Genomic DNA, 17,284 nt, shown 5'->3' on the forward strand with positions numbered 1-17,284 from the left:
GCTTGACCGACCGGACGAAGTCAAGCGGCAGGGGAGCGGCCGCATTGAACGTGATTTCAGTCCTTCGGAGGCGCTCCCAGTTAACGCGCTGTTTAACGCCTTGGTGCTAGTCCTTGAAATGTGGAACAGCGGGGCTCCGGCTCCGGTGGGTCCGATCGTAATATTTCCTGGGTTTGCGTTGGGGGAGTCGAGATGGCGGTTGATTTGTCGATGTCGGTTCTGGTGGTTGATGACTACAGCACCATGATCCGTATCATCAGGAATCTCCTGAAGCAGCTTGGCTTCGAGAATATCGATGATGCAAGCGACGGTTCGGCGGCGCTGAACAAGATGCGTGGCAAGAAGTACGGGCTCGTGATTTCCGATTGGAACATGGAGCCGATGACGGGTTACGACCTGCTGCGCGAAGTGCGCGCGGATCCGAACCTCGCCACCACGCCTTTCATCATGATCACTGCGGAATCGAAGACCGAGAACGTGATCGCGGCCAAGAAGGCCGGCGTGAACAACTACATCGTCAAGCCGTTCAACGCGGCGACGCTGAAGACCAAGATCGAAGCGGTCTTCCCGGACATGGCGAGCGCGTAAGCGCCGCCAGACCGCATAACAGCTCTCTATAGAGATCGTCATGCCCGGGCTTGTCCCGGGCATCCACGTTCTTGGATCCTGCAAATGAAGACGTGGATGGCCGGGGCGTAGGCGAGCGGAAGCGACGCCGTCCTTCGGACGGCTAAGCCCGGCCATGACGGCATTTGGGTCTAAGCAATTGGTCTAAGCCCGCAGCACCTGCGTGGGCTCCACCGTCACCACTTCAATTCGCGCATCAGCGCCTTCGGCGGGTGGCCGAACAACTCCATCACCGAATTCGGGTCGAGCTGGTCGAGGCCCTCGAACTCCTCGGCATGGATGCCGCGGGTGACGAACAGGCAGTCGATGCCGAATTCGCGCGCGCCGGTGAGGTCGGTGCGGACGGAATCGCCGATCGCCAGCACCTTTTTCCGGTCGATCATGTGGCCCTGGCGCTCGCCGGCGAGCATCATCGCGCGCTCGTAGATCGGGCGATGCGGCTTGCCGTAGAAGATCACCTCGCCGCCGAGTTCGCGATAGAGTTCCGCGATCGCGCCGGCGCAATAGATCAGCCGGTCGCCGCGCTCCACCACGATATCGGGGTTGGCACAGACCAGCGTCAGCTTGCGCTCGCGCGCCTTCAGCATCATGCCGCGATAGTCTTCCGCCGTCTCGGTCTCGTCGTCATAGAGGCCGGTGCAGACGATGTAGTCGGCTTCTTCCAGCGGCGCGGTCGTCGCATCGAGGCCGCGATAGATCGAGTTGTCGCGCTCGGGTCCGAGCCAGAACATCTTGCGGCCGGGATGCTCGGCGACATAGAGCCGCGTCAGGTCGCCCGACGAGACGATCGCGTCATAGGTCTCGTCCGCGACGCCGAGCTTGCGCAATTGCCGTTGGACGGAGTCGGCCGGGCGCGGGGCATTGGTGATCAGGATCACCGTACCGCCGCGGCTGCGATAGGTGTGCAGCGCCTCGCAGGCCTCGGGGAAGGATTCCAGGCCGTTGTGAACCACGCCCCAGATGTCGCTGAGCACAACGTCAACGCCGCCCACGAGCTCGCGCAGGCTTTCGGCGAAATGCAGCGTGGTCATGATGCGTGCGGCCGATCAGATCCGGCGCGCGAGCGCCGCGTTGCCGGTGATACGTTGGGCTGGAGGCGCTGAAGACGTGGCGCCTGGGCTGGGAGAAGCGGAGCCATTGGATCCCTGAATTTCCTGCGCCGGGTTCGGCGAGGCCCCGCCGGTAGCAGATGCCCCTTCAGGCCGCAATGGCCGGGGCGGCGCGAACAGGAACCCCTGACCGAACCGCACGTCAAAGTCGAGCAAATCGACCACTGCGCGCTCGCCCTCGATCCGTTCGGCGATCAGGTCGATGCCGAAGCGGCCGAGCAGGTCGGAGAGGTCGGAAGGGTGGATGTCCGAGGTCGAGGCCTGCCTGGGGTCGAGCAGGAGGGACGCCGGCACCTTGATGAAGCGCACGCCGCGATCGGCGAGCTCGCGCGGCTCGATCCTGAGGTCAGTGACATGGTCGATCGAGAAGCGGAAACCGCGCTGGGCGAGCGCCGCGAGGTTCTCGGTCTCGGCCGGGCCGAGATTGCGGAAGGTCGACTGCTTGAACTCCAGCACCAGCGAGGGCGCCAGCGCCCGGTTGGCTTCGAGGAAGTCGAGGCACTGCGCGAAGGTGGTGGAATTGCCGAGCGTGGAGGCCGCGACGTTGCAGAACACGCCGACATCCTTGTTGCGCACCATCAGGCGCCGCAGCACCTGCACACAGCGCAGCATCACCATGTTGTCGATGCGTCCGATCAGACCCGAGGCTTCGGCGATGCTGATGAATTCCTCGGCGGCGATCAGCTGGTCGCGCTCGTCGCGCAGGCGCGTCACGGCTTCGTAGAACCGCACCTTGCGCTGCGGCAGCGTCACCATCGGCTGGAGGAAGATGTCGATGCGGTTCTCGTCGATGGCGTTGCGCAGTGTCGCCAGTAACTGGGTCGGGTTGCGGCCATTGGCCGTCTGAACCGGAACGGCGGTGTGGGTCTGGATCGCCGGCGTTGGCCGCGGCGGCGGTGCGGGCAGCGGCGGAGGGGCGGCCGGCCGCTCCTCGAAGGCCGCAATCAGGTCGAGCGGCGCCTCCGGCTCTGGCCGGGCGACCGGAGCGGGGGCGGGGGTCGGCGCGGCCCCGGCCAAGAGGTCTTCATGGGCTGACACGGTGGTGGCGAGCTGCCTGACCAGCCCACCGAGCTCGTTGATCTCGCCGACCACTGACTGGATGCGGTCGGAGTTGGTCGAATTGGCCGAGGCGATGCGCCCCTCCATCGCCGCGAGCCGGCGGCCGAACTCGGCGACCTGGCGGGCGAGGTCGGCGGTGCCGCGCGAGAGGTCGGCGATCTGGCCGCCGACGTCACTGCGGTCGCGCAGCCGCATCGAGACCGCGTTGTAGAGGATCAGGAAGGTCAGCGCGGTCAGCGCCACGATGGCGGATTCGGTTCCGCTGATGCCGGCGACCGAGTAGAGGACAAGCCCGAGCGAGGCCGCGACCAGAACCATGCAGATGGCGATGAAGATCGTCGAAATGCGAATCATGCCGCGCGTTACGCCTCAAAGAGCTGACTGCCTCATCCGGGAAAACACGGGTCAGTGTGCGAACCCGTCACGCCTCATGCTCCCCCAAGCAAGGCGACCTTAACATCATTGTTGATTCGAGGGGATAGCGGCCTGTTCGCGGCGCCGGAGCATGATCCGGAAAAGTGTGTAGCGGTTTTCCCTCGCGACAAACGCGGAACGCGTTTGCGCGGAGATCATGCTCGGGCAGTCTAGGTCAGGCCGGCCCGGCGAAAGCCTTCGAGGTAGTGCTCGCGGTCGGCGGCGAGCTTGATCGGCATGAACTCGGCGATCCAGGCGAGCGAGACGTTGGGCTGGGCACGCTGGAGTTCCTTCAGCGCCGCGCGGGCGGTCTCGGTTTGCCCGGCCATCGCCGCGGCCGCGGTCAGCACCCGGTGCCCGCCGACGAAGTCACTGCGCTGGCGCAGGGCCTCCTGTGCGAGCCGGATCGCCTCCGCATAGTCCCTGCCGAGGAAACGGGCAAAGGCGGCGATGCCGAAATAGACGGGTGCATAGGGGTCGCGCGGGCTGAGGCGGATCGCCCGCCGCGCGGCCTCGTCGGCATCCCGCCAGCGGCCGCAATAGCTAAGCGTCAGGCCATAATAGCCCTGCGCCAGCGCAAAGTTCGGATTGAGCCGCAGCGCGGTCTCGAATTCGGCAAGTGAATCCTCGAACCGGCGTGCGAACAGATCGACATGGCCGAGCGCATTATGCGCCCAGGCATCCTGGTCGTCGGCGCGGATCGCGGCCCGTGCCGCGCGCTCGGCCACCGGCAGCGCCGCGGCCATCTCCATCCAGCCCATATGCGCCGTGAACATGTAGCTGGTGCCGAGCAGCCCGAGTGCCTTGCCGTAGTTCGGGTCGAGCGCGATGGCCTTTTCGAGCAGGGCTCGCGCCGCGACGTGGTCCTGCCGCGTCACGCGCCAGTAATGGGAGAGGGCGCGCATCAGAAGGTCCCAGGCGTCCAGGCTGTCGGGCGGCTTGCGCTCGGCGCGAAAATTCTCCGCGGCATAGAGCTGCGGCTCGATCGCTGCGACGATGCGTTCGGTGATCTCGTCCTGTACGGCGAAGACGTCGGCGAGCTCGCGGTCGTAGCGTTCGGCCCAGAGATGGCTGCCGGTGGCGACATCGTTGAGCTGCGCGGTGATGCGGACGCGATCGCCCTCCTTGCGGACGCTGCCCTCGACGACATAGCGCACGCCGAGCTCCTCGGCGACCTGCCGCAGGTGAACCGTGCGGCCCTTGTAGATGAAGGAGGAGTTGCGCGCGATCACGAAGAACCAGCGCAGCTTCGACAGCGCGGTGATGATGTCCTCGCTGATGCCGTCGGAGAAATAATCCTGCTCGGCCTCGCCGCTCATGTTGGTGAAGGGCAGGACGGCAATTGCGGGACGATCGGGCAGTGGCAATTCCGTCGGTATTGCGTCGGGCGGCTTGCCCGGCGCCGACGATGAGCCTGCTACGGAGCGTTCGGTCACTTCGCCGACGAACCGCACGCCCTTGCGCGCGACTGTGCGGATCAGCCGCTGATCTTCGCCATTGTCATTGACCGCGCGCCGCGCCGCGTTGATCCGGCTGGTCAGCGTCGATTCCGAGACGACGCGGCCGTTCCAGATCGCGTCGAGCAGATTGTCCCGCGTCACCACGCGCTCGCGGTTGCGGACCAGGTAAAGCAGGAGATCGAACACCTGGGGCTCGAGCGCGACGAGCGTCTCCGCCCGCCGCAATTCGCGGCGCGCGGGGTCGAGCACGAAATCTTCGAAATGAAATGTCACGCCGCCCTCGGCTCGCGCGGGGAAATCAAGGTGTTCTCAGCGTAAAATAACGCCACTCTCAAGGCCAGCGAGCCGCATGCGCCCTATCGTCCCGGCGTCTTCAACCGCAGGAGAATTGCCATGTCGACATCCGCCGCGCTCAAGCCGGCCCTCGCCCAGCCCGATCTCGCCGCCGTCAAGCAGCGCCAGCACAGCGCCTGGTCATCCGGCGACTATGCCATTGTCGGCACCACCTTGCAGATCGTCGGCGAGCAACTCTGCGAGGCGCTCGACTTGCGCGCCGGCAGCAAGGTGCTTGATGTCGCCGCCGGCAACGGCAATGCGACGCTGGCCGCCGCGCGGCGCTGGTGCGACGTCACATCGACCGATTATGTTCCCGCGTTGCTCAAGCGGGGACGCGAACGGGCCGCGGCGGAGCATCTGATGGTCGAATTCCGTGAAGCGGATGCCGAAGCGCTGCCGTTTGCGGATGCCAGCTACGACGTCGTGCTCTCGACCTTCGGCGTCATGTTCACGCCGGATCAGGACAAGGCGGCGTCCGAGCTCGCGCGGGTCTGCAAGTCCGGCGGCAAGATCGGCCTCGCCAACTGGACGCCCCAGGGCTTCATCGGTCAGCTCTTCAAGACCATCGGCAGGCATTTGCCGCCGCCAGCGGGCGTGAAGTCGCCGGCCTTGTGGGGCACGCCGGCACGGCTTGAGGAGATGTTCGGCAGCCAAGCCTCCGAGATCGCCGCCGAGCCGCGCATGTTCGCCTTCCGCTATCGCTCGCCGGAGCACTGGCTCGAGGTTTTCAAATCCTATTACGGGCCGATGCTGAAAGCGTTCGTGGCGCTGGAGGAGACCGGCCAGGCCGCGCTGCGGCGCGATCTCATGGCGCTGCTCGGCGAATTCAACCGTGCCGACGACGGTACGGTGGTGGTGCATAGCGAGTATCTGGAGGTCGTGATCAGCAAGCGCTGAATTGCCGTCGTGATCCGGTCAGGCCGAGCCCCGGCCTGACCGCCGGCAATCACGATGGCGCGGCTGCGCCGACCGTGTCGGCCGAGACGGCCTGCCGGGTGCCGAGCGGCTTGGGCGGTCCGGTGGTCGTATCCCGAAGGGTCTGCCGCTCGATCTCCGAGTTCAGCTCGGCCCCGAACATGATGACGATCGCCGACATCCACATCCACATCATCAAGCCGATCGCCGCGCCGAGCGAGCCGTAGGTCGCGTTGTAATTGGCGAATTCCGAGAGATACCAGGACAGGAGCGCCGAGCCGGCGATCCAGAGGATGGCGGCCGTCACCGCGCCGAGGCTCAGCCATTGCCAGCGTGGCGCGTCGCGGCTCGGTGCGAAGCGGTAGAGGACGGCAAGCGCGGCCAGCAGGATGACGAACAGCACCGGCCATCTCGCGAGAGCGACGATCAGCCTGCTTTCCGGCGCGATGCCGAGATGGTTGAGCGCGAGCGGGAAGGCGACCACGGTGCCCACCATCAGCAGCAGCGCCGCGATGCCGCCGACGGTGAAAGCCAACGACACCGTGTTCAGCCGGACGAAGCTGCGCTTTTCGCGCTCCTCATAGGCGACGTTGAGGGCATCGAAGATGGCTTTGACGCCCGCATTGGCGCTCCAGATCGCGAGCAAGAGGCCAAACAGGAAGGTGACACCCAGGGCGGTATTGCCGTTGGACACCACGCGCGTAACCTGGTCCTCGACGATCTGGAACGCGCCCTCGGGCAGCAGCATCGCGAGCGAATGCAGGTTGGAACTGATCGTCGAGGGATCCGCGAACAGGCCGTAGGATGAGACCAGCGCGGTCACGGCGGGAAAGACCGCGAGCAGCCCGAAGAAGACGACGCCGCCCGCAGTCGCGAGCAGGCGATCGTCGTCGATGCGCTGATAGGTGCGCCAGAAGATGTCTTTCCAGCCCGCCCACGGGATCGCGAAAGGGCTTTTCGCGTGCCGGCCGTGGCCAAGCTGCATCGCCGCGCCGGCCGGGCTCGTTTCCGGCGAGTTTGCTTCATTATTGCGATGGTCTTGCGGAGGCCCCGGCCGGATGGGGCCGGACTCCTGAAAGTAGCGTTCCGCGGACAGCACGAAGACGGCCGTGGCGGCGACCAGCAACCAACTGTCGAGGTGCTCGGTGCGCCGCGCGCGCATTTCAAGCGTCCAATCTGTGGCCGTGCCGCCGCCGCCGTGCGGCCGTGAAGCCCAGCAGCCCGACGGCTGCGAGCATCAGACCCAGCTGCACGGGCCGGTTGGTCCGAGCCGACACGGCGTTGCCGCCACGGCCACGTTCGCCCGGTGCGAGCGACACCAGCGGAATCGTCGTTGCGACCTCTTTCACCGCCTGCTTGACCGTTCCGCGCGGGATCCGCGGGGTGGCGATCGCGACGCGCATACGGCTGGCAAGCGGCACGATCGGCTTGTCCCGACGCTTTATTTGGACCAGAGCCACGCCGGCGCAGGATACGGCCAGCACCAGGAGCACGGCCGCGACGGCACCAAAGCCCCAGAATTGTCCCTGGGTGATTGCGACCCAACGATAAAGGGCCATCAGGCCGACAAAGAGGGTGGCGATCAGGAACAGCCCGGCCATTGCGAGCAGTCCTGCCGCGACCGCATAGGACGTCGCGCGGCCCGTGGCCTGATTGGTGCGGTCGCGCAAGTACGATCGCGCGGCGCGCTTGAGATGATTGATCTTGAGCGCCATGCCGGCGCGCAGCAATTCGCCCGATGGCGCGAGCATGCGGACATCCTCCGAGAACGAAAAAATCGTCGGGGGATGAACGTGGCGGAATTTGACTTGTTCCGCGCGGAGCGCGGCTGCCGGGACGGATCAGCCGAGATCGGCGGCCGCGATCCAGAACACCTCGCCCTCGGACTCCTCGGTGTCGAGCCAGAGCAGCGGCAGTTCCGGAAAGGCCTCGTCGACCAGTTCGCGGCCGCGGCCGATCTCGCAGATCAAGCCGCCATCCGGCGTCAGGTGATCGGGCGCATCGCGCAGGATGCGGCGCACCACGTCGAGACCGTCGGGGCCGCCGTCAAAGGCGAGCTTTGGTTCGGCCCGGCATTCCGGCGGCAGCGCGGCCATGCCTTCCGCATCGACGTAAGGCGGGTTGGTGATGATGAGGTCGTATCTGTTGTCGCCGAGCGGGGCGAACAGGTCGCCGCGATGCAGGCTGATCCGGTCATCGAGCCCGAATTCGCCGACATTTCGCGAGGCAACTTCGAGCGCGCCCTTGGAGATGTCGACGGCATCAACGGTGGCATTCGGGAAATGGTGCGCGGCGAGGATGGCGAGACATCCAGAGCCCGTGCAGAGATCGAGCACACGTTCGACGGCCGTGGGGTCGTCGATCAGCGAGCCCGCCTCGCCGTCGCCGCCGAAATGCGACTCCAGCAGTTCGCCGATGAAGGAGCGCGGAACGATGACGCGCTCGTCGACATAGAAGGGCAGGCCGCGCATGTAGATCTTGTTGACGAGATAGGCGGCCGGTTTGCGCGTGGTGACGCGCTGATGGATGAGGTTGACGATGGTCTTGCCTTCCGCCGACGTGACGCAGGCATGGGCAAAGATCTCGAACTGGTCGGGATGCAGATGCAGGGCTTCGCAGACCAGGAAGGCTGCTTCCGCGACCGGATCGGTCGTGCCATGGGCAAAGGCGAGCTTCGCCTCGGTGAAGCGGCTCACGGCGTAGCGCACGAAATCGATCAGCGTGAGCAACTCGCCGCGGCCGACCTTCGCGAGTTTCGGTGCCGCGCGGCCGCGCGTGGTCTTCTTGGATGCTCTTGCCATCAGGATCGGGTCCAGCGTGCGGCGGCCTCGTCGTCACGGGCGTGGGCTTCGACCCAGCCGGTGCCGGTGGCGCTCTCTTCCTTCTTCCAGAACGGCGCGCTGGTCTTGAGATAATCCATCAGGAACTCGGCCGCCTGGAACGCCGCCTGGCGGTGCTGCGACGCCGTGAGCACCAGCACGATGTTCTGGCCGGGCATGAACCGCCCGACGCGATGAATGATGGTGACGCCGTTCAGCGGCCAGCGCGATGTAGCTTCGTCGGCATGGCGCTTGATCTCTTCTTCCGCCATGCCGGGATAATGTTCGAGCGTGAGGGCGGCGATCTTCGCGCTGTTCTCGTCGCCGCGGCAGATGCCGGAAAAGCTTACGACCGCGCCGATGTCGGTGCGGCTCCCGGTCAGGATCGCGATCTCGCGCGCGATGTCGAAATCGTCCTGCTGGATGCGGATGGTGACGGGGCAGGGGCTGACGGGGGCGGTGCTTACGGGGGAGGTCATGGCCTAGCCGCCGGTCATCGGCGGGAAAAACGCGATCTCGCGGGCGCCCGCGATCGCGGCGTCCGATTTGACGTGGGCATGATCGATCGCGGTGCGGATCACCTTCGGCTTCTCGAAGGCGTAGGCATAGGCCTCGCTCCGGCCGGACAGCCAGGCGATCAGCTCCTCGACGGTGCGCACGGTCGCCGGCGGCTCTATGGTCTCCTCGGCCTTGCCGACGCGTTCGCGCACCCAGGCGAAGTACTTCACCTTCATGCCTCATCCTCCTTGATGAGGTGATGGATGCCGGCGCGGAAATAGTCGTAGCCGGTGTAGATGGTGAGGATCGCTGACGCCCAGAGCAGCGCCAGCCCGATCATCGAGACCACGGGCACCACCTCATCGCCGGCCGGGCCAGCGAGCAGGAAGCCGATGGCGATGAGCTGAACGGTCGTCTTCCACTTCGCAAGCTTGGTCACGGGAACGCTCACCCGCAGCGCGGCGAGATATTCGCGCAGGCCCGAGACCAGGATCTCGCGGCACAGGATCACGATGGCGGCCCATAGCGACCAGCCATGGATGATGCCGTCGGCGGCCAGCATCAGCAGGCAGGAGGCCACCAGCAGCTTGTCGGCGATCGGATCGAGCATCCGGCCGAACGCCGATTGCTGATTCCAGATCCGCGCGTAATAGCCGTCGAGGTAATCGGTCACTGCTGCCGCGATGAAGATGGCGACCGCGACCCAGCGCAGCCACAGCGGCTGATCCAGAATCGATTGTGCATAGATGCACCCGACCACGACCGGGATCGCGGCGATCCGGCCATAGGTCAGGATGTTCGGGAGGGACATCGCGCGGCTGGTCGTCCCTCGTGTCGTGGCGATGTTCATCCGTCCTACCAATACCGCTCGTGCCTGAAGGTCAACCGTCCCGCTCCCCAAATGAGGTGCAGCATGCGACGACCATATGACCGCGGCTCCCTTAGTTCACCCCGGCTGGGGATGGAAATAGTCGAAAATCCTGCGAGCGCTCTCGGCGCTCACCCCCGGAACCTTGCCGAGATCGGCGATCGAGGCCCGCTCGATCTCCTTCAGGGTTCCGAAATGGTGCAGCAAGGCACGTTTGCGTGACGGGCCGATGCCCGGAATCTCCTGCAAACCGGCCTCGCGGATGTCCTTCTTGCGCAGCTTGCGGTGCGAGCCGATGACGAAGCGGTGGGCCTCGTCGCGCAGGCGCTGGATGAAGTAAAGCACGGGATCGCGCGGCTCCAGCTTGATTGCCTCGCGCTCCGGCATGAACAGGGTTTCGCGGCCGGCATCCCGGTCCGGTCCCTTGGCGACCGACATCAGCGACACCTGGGTCAGGCCGAGATTCGTAAAGATCTCCCGGACGGCGTTGAGCTGGCCGCGACCGCCGTCGATGATCACGAGGTCGGGCCATTGCGGGAAGTCGTCGTCCTTGGCCTTGCCGGCGGCGTCCTCGGGCGGATTGATCAGGCGCTTGAAGCGGCGCTCCAGCACCTCTTTCATCATGCCGTAATCGTCGCCCGGCGTGAGCCCTTCCGACTTGATGTTGAACTTGCGGTACTGGTTCTTCACGAAACCATCGGGGCCGGCGACGATCATTGCGCCGACCGCATTGGTGCCCTGGATGTGGCTGTTGTCGTAGACCTCGATGCGCTTGGGCGAATGCGGCAGGCTCAGCGTCGTGGCCATGGCGTCGAGCAGCCGGCTCTGCGTCGCGGTGTCCGCGAGCTTGCGGCCGAGCGCCTCGCGCGCATTGGTCAGCGCGTGGGCGACCAGCTCCTTCTTCTCGCCGCGCTTGGGCGCCGTGACCTCGATCTTGTGGCCGGCCTTGATCGACAGCGCGTTGGCGAGCAGCTCGCTCTCCTCGATCTCGTGCGAGAGCAGGATGTTCTTCGGCGGCGGCTTGTCGTCGTAGAACTGGGCGAGGAACGACCCCAGCACTTCCTCCGGCGTATAGGTCTTCTCCGCGCGCGGGAAATAGGCGCGGTTGCCCCAGTTCTGTCCGGTGCGGAAGAAGAACACTTCGACGCAGGAGAAGCCGCCCTCCTGGTGGATGGCGAACACGTCGGCTTCTTCCACCGTGCGCGGATTGATGCCCTGCTGCGACTGGATCGCCGACAGCGCGGCGAGGCGGTCGCGGTAGAGTGCCGCGGTCTCGAATTCGAGCTCGCCGGAGGCCTTCTCCATCTCGCCGGCAAGCTCCTGCTTCACCGCTTGGCTCTTGCCGGAGAGGAAGTCAGTCGCCTCGCGCACCAGCGTCGTGTAGCCGGGGAAATCGATCTCGCGGGTACAGGGGCCGGCGCAGCGGCGGATCTGGTAGAGCAGGCAGGGCCGCGAGCGGCTCTCGAAGAAGGAATCGGTGCAGGAGCGGATCAGGAACGCGCGCTGCAAGGCGGTGATGGTGCGGTTGACCGCGCCGGCGGAAGCGAACGGGCCGAAATAGCGGCCGGGCCGCGACTGCGCACCACGATGCTTGAGGATCTGCGGCGCCCAATGGTCGCCGGTGATCAGGATGTAGGGAAACGACTTGTCGTCGCGCAGCTGCACGTTGAAGCGCGGCCGGAGCTGCTTGATGAGATTGGCTTCCAGGAGCAGCGCTTCGGTCTCGGTGTTGGTCGAGACGATCTCCACGGTCACCGTGGCTGCGATCATGCGCAGGATGCGCGCCGGTTGCGGCGCGCTCTGGCGCGCATAGTTCGACAGGCGCTTTTTGACGTTCTTGGCCTTGCCGACATAGAGCACGTCGGCATTGGCGCTGAGCATGCGATAGACGCCCGGCGAGGTGGGCGCGAGGCGGACCGCGCGCTCGATCGCTTCATGGCCGGTCGCCAGCGGCTCTTCGCCGACCGCGCCGCTCTCCTCCAGGATGTCAGGCAGCAGCGCGTCGTCCTCGTCCTCGCCAGCGGTGGTGGCGGGATCGAGGTCCGGCGGCGCCAGGCTCTCCGGCGGGGCGTCGGCCGTCGTGCCGCGCGGAGATTTGCGCGCGCGTGCGTCGTCCGGATTGTCGGTGGAATCGTGAGCCATGATGCGAATTTAAGCGCTGGGGGTGCCGATTTGAAGTTCCAGCCTTGCGGCACACACAGGATGGCGGCGCGGTTCCGGGTAACACTTGCTTAAGCCTGTTAAGAGCGTGGTAACCCGGCTTAACAGGCCTTTAACTTAAAACTCTCGATAAATCTTACGCGAAAAAGAGGAGGTTCCGTAACCATGCGATTTTGCCTTGCGCGGCGGCGCAGGCATCGCGGGGGGCGGCCGTTGCGTTGGAGAGTACCGATGAGGGGGTTCGTTGTAGGCGCAGCCGTGTTGGTTGCAGCCGGCTGGACAGCTTCGGCAGAGGCCGCCGATCTCAATTACGGGCAGGGTGCGCCCTACACCGTCAATCAGCCGCTCAATGCCTATAGTTGGGCCGGTCCGTATCTCGGTGCCAATCTCGGCTATGAGTGGGGCTCGGTGAGTAACTCGCCCGTCAAGCCCTCCGGTTTCGTCGGCGGTGTACAGGCCGGCTACAATTTCCAGAACGGTCCATGGGTGTTCGGCGTCGAGGGCGATATCCAGGCCGCGGGCGCTGATGACACCTTCGCGCCGTGGAAGTTCTCCAACCCCTGGTTCGGCACGCTGCGCGGCCGTGCGGGCTATGCCTTCAGCAACGTGCTGTTCTACGGCACCGCCGGCCTCGCCTTCGGCGAACTGCGCGCGCAGACATTCGGCTGGACGGAGTCGCACACCACCGCAGGCTGGACCATCGGTGCCGGCGCGGAAGTCGGCTTCGCGCCGAACTGGAGCGCCAAGCTCGAATATCTCTACATCGATCTGTCGACGAGCCAGTTCGCAATTACCGGCGTGTCAAACGGCTATAGCGCCAGCGTTGTGCGCGCCGGCGTGAACTATCACTTCTGATAGTTGAAGAAGAAAATACCGGACAATAGCCTCCCGGCCGCTCGCGGCCGGGATTTTTTTCGCCAGGTGTTCGCTCGAAAACGCTCTAGGAGACGATGACCAAATTGACTGCCTTTGGTCCCTTCCCCTTCTTGTCCGGCTCGACTTCAAAAGTAATGCGCTGTCCTTCGGCGAGATCTTTCAGTCCCGCCCGCTCCACAGCAGTAATGTGCACGAAGACGTCGCGCCCGCCGTCGTCGGGCTTGATGAAACCGTAGCCGCGCTCGCCGTTAAAAAACTTGACCGTTCCCGTCATGGCCATCGGGAAACTCCCCCTCATTGCTCCTCCGTCGCGACGCAGACTCACGTCACGACATGACCGGGCCTTACGAAGCCCGGGAGCTGGCCATCCTTGGGCGGACCTTTCTTTCGGTCCGATCGGATCTTTCTTAGGCCTTCACTCCGCCGCAACCATTCGCGGAAGCGGAACGTAAAGCCAGTCACGGAAACAGCATAATACGGTTCTCTGCAGATTGACTACCGCTCCTGCATCTTTTTCCCAAGAATGCCGGTGTGTTACGGCCTCGGCACCTCTAATCGGAATCTGGCAGCTCCGCCCTGTCCGAGCGGTATCTCCAGCTCGGGCAGGATCGTCTTGAGCTCGCCATGCAGCGTGTACGGCGGATTGACGATCAACAATCCGGCGGAGGTGAGGGCGGCGCCATCAAGCTGCGGCGCGACACTGAATTCGAGACGCAGACATTTTCCTGGCGGTTTTGCTGCGGCTGCGAGCCGCGCCACTGATTGCACCAGCGTGTCGGTGGCGCGTCGGCTCTTGGCCGGGTACCAGATTACATAGATACCGGTCGGCCATTTCACGAAAGCCGCCGAGAAGGCGTCGCCGAGCTTTTCGAACTCGTCTTTCGCCTCGAACGGCGGGTCGATCAGCACGAGCCCGCGCCGTTCCTTCGGTGGCACAAAGGCCGGCAGCGCGACCCAGCCGTCGAGATCGACCACGCGCGCCTGTTCGTCGCGGCGCAGCACACCGATCAGCGCCTTGCGCGCCTTCGGCTCAAGCTCGCAGGCAACGAGGCGGTCCTGCGGCCGCAGCAGGCCGCGCGTGATCAGCGGCGAACCCGGATAGGCCTTGAGTTCGCCCTTCGGATTGTAGGCACGAACGATGTCGAGATAGGGCTTGGCCAGCGCCACGGCGTCGTTCGACAGGCGCGCCTGCATCAGCCGCGCGATGCCGGTCAGCCATTCGCCGCTGCGGCGCGCCTCGTCGCTTTCGAGATCATAGAGGCCGGCGCCGGCATGGGTGTCGATGACACGGAATGCCCCCGGCTTGTCCTGGAGGTAAGTAATGATGCGCGCGAGCACGATGTGCTTGATGACATCGGCGAAGTTTCCGGCGTGGAAGGCGTGACGGTAGTTCATGAGACAGGACTACGCTACGTCACGGCTTGAGCAAAGCGGCATGCGCGTCTGTCCCGGACGCGCTGCAACGCTCTTAGCGTTGCGGGCCAGGGCCCGGGTCTGGATTCCCATGCAGCATAGGCCCCGATTCTGCAGCGCACCGCCGAAGCGGCGCGGCGTACGGGGCATGAGCAGTTGGACTAGCCACCTCTGATCGGCGGCATCGTCACCTGGTCGCGGCGGCAGGCGCGGCGCTCGATCTCCTCGCAGGCCCGGAATTGCAGGTCCTTGCTGAGGCAGATGCGGACCTCCGAGAGCCGGGTCCGGTTGCAGGTGACCGAGATGGCCGCGTTGCTCAGGCCCGCATTGGCCTTGATGAAGGCTTCCTCCACCTCGCCCGGCGCCACGGTCTTGGCCTGCGACAGTTCGAGATATTCCGCCGGGATCTTGATCGCGGCGCGCGCCTTTCGGATCGTCTCGAAATAATTGCGGCTGTCGAGCCCGGAGCAGGTGCCGTGTTTGTCCCACTCGTTGAAGATCAGCCCCGGCGCCGGCATCAAATCGAGCATCGAAGAGACGATGTTGCGGTTCAGGCGTGGCGAGGGCCGCTGGCAATATTCAGGGAAGCCATTCTCATATTGCGGCCACAGCCCGTGCACCACGAACGCGTAGGGCCGCCCGCTGCACTGCATCTGCGAGCGACCACCGCCGCCGCCGCGGTTGCGCTCGGACGCCTCCTCGCAGAAGGAGGGCGACCATGACAGCGACAGCACATAGAAGTCGAATTCGCCGGGCGCGTTCTGCCGTTTGTCCTGGGCCTTCGCGCCGCCCGGCAGCGCGACCAGCCCGGCGGCCAGAACCAGGGGGAGGGTCAGTGAGATCACGAGACGGGTGAACGAATGCAATCTAAAATGAAACATGGCGACGCCCCTCAACTAGACTGTGCAGTCAGCCTAGCAGGCAACAAGAACATTTCAAGAACAAAATTCGGGCCGGCCCGTCAGGCGCCTGATCAGTCCGATTCAGGCCTTTCGATCGAGCCTCAGGGCCTGGCGGCGCGGCAGGACGGATTGTAGGCCCAGTTGCGGTCGAGCCCGACCACGCACCATTCCACACCATTGCCGTAGCCGGAGAAGCCGCCATCCTCGATGATCGAGAAATGCACCTTGCGCACCTTTCCGTCATTGAGCATGGCGTCGCCGGTGCAATAGCGGCGCGGAATGTTGTCAGACTGCCAGGGCCGGAACGCGATCTCGTGAACGGCGGCGAAGCCGGTGATCTTCAACGAGGAATTCCAGAACGAGCTTTCCTTCTCCCAGAACTGGGTGGCGATGGTCGGCAGCGCCCTCTCGCAATCGACGACGGCGCCGTCATAGCGCGGCCCGTTCAGCCAGAAGTTCAGCTCCAGCGGATTGGCGGCCCTGGCCTCACCGAGCGACAGCGCCCCGAACATGAGGCCAAGCAAGGTGGCAAAGCGGAGCGATTTCAGGGGGAGGGCGCGCATGGGCAATCCGGACAGCTGGGTCTTGCGAAGGATGGACGGTGCCGCGAAGGCCGGGGCAGGTCAAGTGCAGCGCGGCAACACTTGGCCAAGAGTTGACCCCAACCTCGCAGCCGGCGGGGCATCAGTTCTTTTCATGGACCTCCCGGCACCGTAAACTGGTCCCAACCAATTGGAGTAACGGGAATGCGAATCATTGCGGCCGCGGGCTTTCTTGCCCTGGGGATGATGGCCAGCCAGTCGGCACGCGCCGATCTCCTTCCGGTGCCTCCGTTCAAGGGCAACGACACCGGCGGCATCATCGCTTATTCGCTGGCGACCCAGGCTGATGCGCGGCAGGTCGCGGTCGATCACTGCGCGCGCTACGGCAAGGTCGTGAAATTCCTCGCGGTGCAGGCCTTTGAGGGCGGCTATATCTCGTTCTCCTGCCGTTGGGTGCCCTATGGCGCTGCCCAACAGCCGATCCGTACGCTGTACTGAGGCGCTTTCGGAACGTCGGGAGCTTCCCACATGACGCGCAAGCTCGCTTTGCTCGGCTCGGCCCTTTGTCTTGTGGTGTCGGCAGGCAGCGCCAGCGCCGACGATCTGCCGGTGCGCAAGGCCGGTCTCTGGGAAATGAAGATGGTCAGGACCGGCACGCCCATGCCCGAGATGACCATGCAGCACTGCACCGACGAGACCGTCGACAAGGAGATGAACAACAACGTCTCCCCGATGGCCAAGCAGATCTGCGCCAAGCAGGACATCAAGAAGACCGCGACCGGCTATGTCAGTGATTCCGAGTGCAACGTCGCCGGCATCAGCACGACCTCGCATGCCGAGATCACCGGCGATTTCAACTCGGCCTATACGGTGAAGACCTCGTCGCATGCACAAGGCGGCGCCGCCGGCGCAGCAGGCCGCGACACCACGATGCAGCTCGAAGCCAAGTGGCTCGGGGCCTGCAAGCCCGACCAGAAGCCCGGCGACATCGTGATGCCCGGCGGCTTCAAGATGAACGTGCGCGACATGGACAAGTTGAAGGCGTTGCTGCCGAAGTAGGTTTGTCTTCCCCTCTCCCCTTGTGGGCCTGTTGCGTTATGGGCTCTTGAGGCTGAAGACGTCAGGTGCGAATGCCCTGGTCGCGGCAATTGCCTGCCAAGATCTGTAGTTGTCGCCCTCGGAGGGCGGCTCACGCGGCGATCGTGGCCCACCGCCTCATGTTGAAGGCGATCGAGGCGAGCACGACTTGCCCGGTCGCCTTGATCAGACCGACGTAGCGGATGCAG

Annotated in this window: 19 protein-coding genes; 5 read left to right on the top strand and 14 right to left on the bottom strand. The window is 64.9% G+C overall.

Annotated features, from left to right (window positions below; translation table 11 throughout):
• Positions 1 to 192: 192 nt before the first annotated feature.
• Positions 193 to 588 carry a response regulator gene (locus CT676_RS13865; RefSeq protein WP_007596883.1) on the top strand — a complete coding sequence of 132 codons (396 nt, stop codon included), beginning with the start codon at positions 193 to 195 and terminating at the stop codon, positions 586 to 588.
• A 215-nt stretch (positions 589 to 803) separates the two neighbouring features.
• Here CT676_RS13865 and CT676_RS13870 read toward each other — a convergent pair whose 3' ends face one another.
• The 3 genes from CT676_RS13870 to CT676_RS13880 all read right to left on the bottom strand — a co-directional run bounded on the left by CT676_RS13870 (position 804) and on the right by CT676_RS13880 (position 4,942).
• Complete coding sequence (locus CT676_RS13870) at positions 804 to 1,658, bottom strand: TIGR01459 family HAD-type hydrolase (RefSeq protein ID WP_063985586.1); 855 nt, start codon at positions 1,656 to 1,658, stop codon at positions 804 to 806.
• A gap of 15 nt (positions 1,659 to 1,673) precedes the next feature.
• Positions 1,674 to 3,149, bottom strand: coding sequence for an EAL domain-containing protein (locus CT676_RS13875; protein WP_063985585.1), 1,476 nt, complete (start codon positions 3,147 to 3,149; stop codon positions 1,674 to 1,676).
• A 230-nt stretch (positions 3,150 to 3,379) separates the two neighbouring features.
• Positions 3,380 to 4,942 carry a winged helix-turn-helix domain-containing tetratricopeptide repeat protein gene (locus CT676_RS13880; protein ID WP_085403346.1) on the bottom strand — a complete coding sequence of 521 codons (1,563 nt, stop codon included), beginning with the start codon at positions 4,940 to 4,942 and terminating at the stop codon, positions 3,380 to 3,382.
• A gap of 120 nt (positions 4,943 to 5,062) precedes the next feature.
• Between CT676_RS13880 and CT676_RS13885 the strand changes: the two genes are divergently transcribed.
• On the top strand, positions 5,063 to 5,902 hold the full coding sequence (locus CT676_RS13885) for a class I SAM-dependent methyltransferase (protein ID WP_063985583.1): 840 nt from the start codon (positions 5,063 to 5,065) through the stop codon (positions 5,900 to 5,902).
• A gap of 49 nt (positions 5,903 to 5,951) precedes the next feature.
• Here CT676_RS13885 and CT676_RS13890 read toward each other — a convergent pair whose 3' ends face one another.
• The 7 genes from CT676_RS13890 to uvrC all read right to left on the bottom strand — a co-directional run bounded on the left by CT676_RS13890 (position 5,952) and on the right by uvrC (position 12,247).
• Positions 5,952 to 7,082 (bottom strand): YihY/virulence factor BrkB family protein, encoded by a 1,131-nt coding sequence (locus CT676_RS13890; RefSeq protein ID WP_085403345.1) that lies wholly within the window; start codon positions 7,080 to 7,082, stop codon positions 5,952 to 5,954.
• A gap of 1 nt (position 7,083) precedes the next feature.
• Complete coding sequence (locus CT676_RS13895) at positions 7,084 to 7,671, bottom strand: hypothetical protein (protein WP_085403344.1); 588 nt, start codon at positions 7,669 to 7,671, stop codon at positions 7,084 to 7,086.
• A gap of 90 nt (positions 7,672 to 7,761) precedes the next feature.
• Positions 7,762 to 8,721, bottom strand: a complete 960-nt coding sequence (prmB, locus tag CT676_RS13900; RefSeq protein WP_071909540.1) for a 50S ribosomal protein L3 N(5)-glutamine methyltransferase — start codon at positions 8,719 to 8,721, stop codon at positions 7,762 to 7,764.
• Positions 8,721 to 9,218, bottom strand: a complete 498-nt coding sequence (locus tag CT676_RS13905; protein ID WP_071909541.1) for a molybdenum cofactor biosynthesis protein MoaE — start codon at positions 9,216 to 9,218, stop codon at positions 8,721 to 8,723. The genes prmB and CT676_RS13905 overlap by 1 nt, the downstream gene beginning before the upstream one ends.
• 3 nt (positions 9,219 to 9,221) lie before the next feature.
• The gene (moaD, locus tag CT676_RS13910) at positions 9,222 to 9,473 is read right to left on the bottom strand and encodes a molybdopterin converting factor subunit 1 (protein ID WP_015688556.1); all 252 of its coding nucleotides are present in this window, start codon (positions 9,471 to 9,473) and stop codon (positions 9,222 to 9,224) included.
• Positions 9,470 to 10,087, bottom strand: a complete 618-nt coding sequence (gene pgsA, locus CT676_RS13915) for a CDP-diacylglycerol--glycerol-3-phosphate 3-phosphatidyltransferase (protein ID WP_014491974.1) — start codon at positions 10,085 to 10,087, stop codon at positions 9,470 to 9,472. Before pgsA ends, moaD begins: the two co-directional genes overlap by 4 nt.
• Positions 10,088 to 10,183: 96 nt before the next feature.
• Positions 10,184 to 12,247 (bottom strand): excinuclease ABC subunit UvrC, encoded by a 2,064-nt coding sequence (gene uvrC / locus CT676_RS13920; RefSeq protein WP_085403343.1) that lies wholly within the window; start codon positions 12,245 to 12,247, stop codon positions 10,184 to 10,186.
• 249 nt (positions 12,248 to 12,496) lie between these two features.
• Here uvrC and CT676_RS13925 point away from each other — a divergent pair, with 249 nt between their 5' ends.
• Entirely contained in the window at positions 12,497 to 13,120 is a 624-nt protein-coding gene (locus CT676_RS13925; protein ID WP_014491976.1) for an outer membrane protein, read from the top strand.
• Positions 13,121 to 13,205: 85 nt separating this feature from the next.
• Here CT676_RS13925 and CT676_RS13930 read toward each other — a convergent pair whose 3' ends face one another.
• From CT676_RS13930 to CT676_RS13945, 4 genes are all read right to left on the bottom strand, one after another.
• Positions 13,206 to 13,421: a cold-shock protein gene (locus tag CT676_RS13930; protein WP_063986700.1), complete on the bottom strand. Its 216-nt coding sequence runs from the start codon at positions 13,419 to 13,421 to the stop codon at positions 13,206 to 13,208.
• A gap of 254 nt (positions 13,422 to 13,675) precedes the next feature.
• Complete coding sequence (gene rlmJ, locus CT676_RS13935) at positions 13,676 to 14,536, bottom strand: 23S rRNA (adenine(2030)-N(6))-methyltransferase RlmJ (protein ID WP_085403342.1); 861 nt, start codon at positions 14,534 to 14,536, stop codon at positions 13,676 to 13,678.
• A gap of 179 nt (positions 14,537 to 14,715) precedes the next feature.
• Positions 14,716 to 15,435: a ribonuclease T2 gene (locus tag CT676_RS13940; RefSeq protein WP_085403341.1), complete on the bottom strand. Its 720-nt coding sequence runs from the start codon at positions 15,433 to 15,435 to the stop codon at positions 14,716 to 14,718.
• Positions 15,436 to 15,557: 122 nt separating this feature from the next.
• The gene (locus CT676_RS13945; protein WP_063985577.1) at positions 15,558 to 16,019 is read right to left on the bottom strand and encodes a hypothetical protein; all 462 of its coding nucleotides are present in this window, start codon (positions 16,017 to 16,019) and stop codon (positions 15,558 to 15,560) included.
• 183 nt (positions 16,020 to 16,202) lie between these two features.
• Here CT676_RS13945 and CT676_RS13950 point away from each other — a divergent pair, with 183 nt between their 5' ends.
• Positions 16,203 to 16,496 (top strand): hypothetical protein, encoded by a 294-nt coding sequence (locus tag CT676_RS13950; protein ID WP_063985576.1) that lies wholly within the window; start codon positions 16,203 to 16,205, stop codon positions 16,494 to 16,496.
• Between the two features lie 30 nt (positions 16,497 to 16,526).
• On the top strand, positions 16,527 to 17,057 hold the full coding sequence (locus CT676_RS13955) for a DUF3617 family protein (protein ID WP_063985575.1): 531 nt from the start codon (positions 16,527 to 16,529) through the stop codon (positions 17,055 to 17,057).
• Positions 17,058 to 17,284 lie beyond the last annotated feature (227 nt).

The sequence above is a fragment of the Bradyrhizobium sp. MOS001 genome (genome assembly GCF_004634465.1).
Lineage (GTDB): Bacteria > Pseudomonadota > Alphaproteobacteria > Rhizobiales > Xanthobacteraceae > Bradyrhizobium > Bradyrhizobium barranii.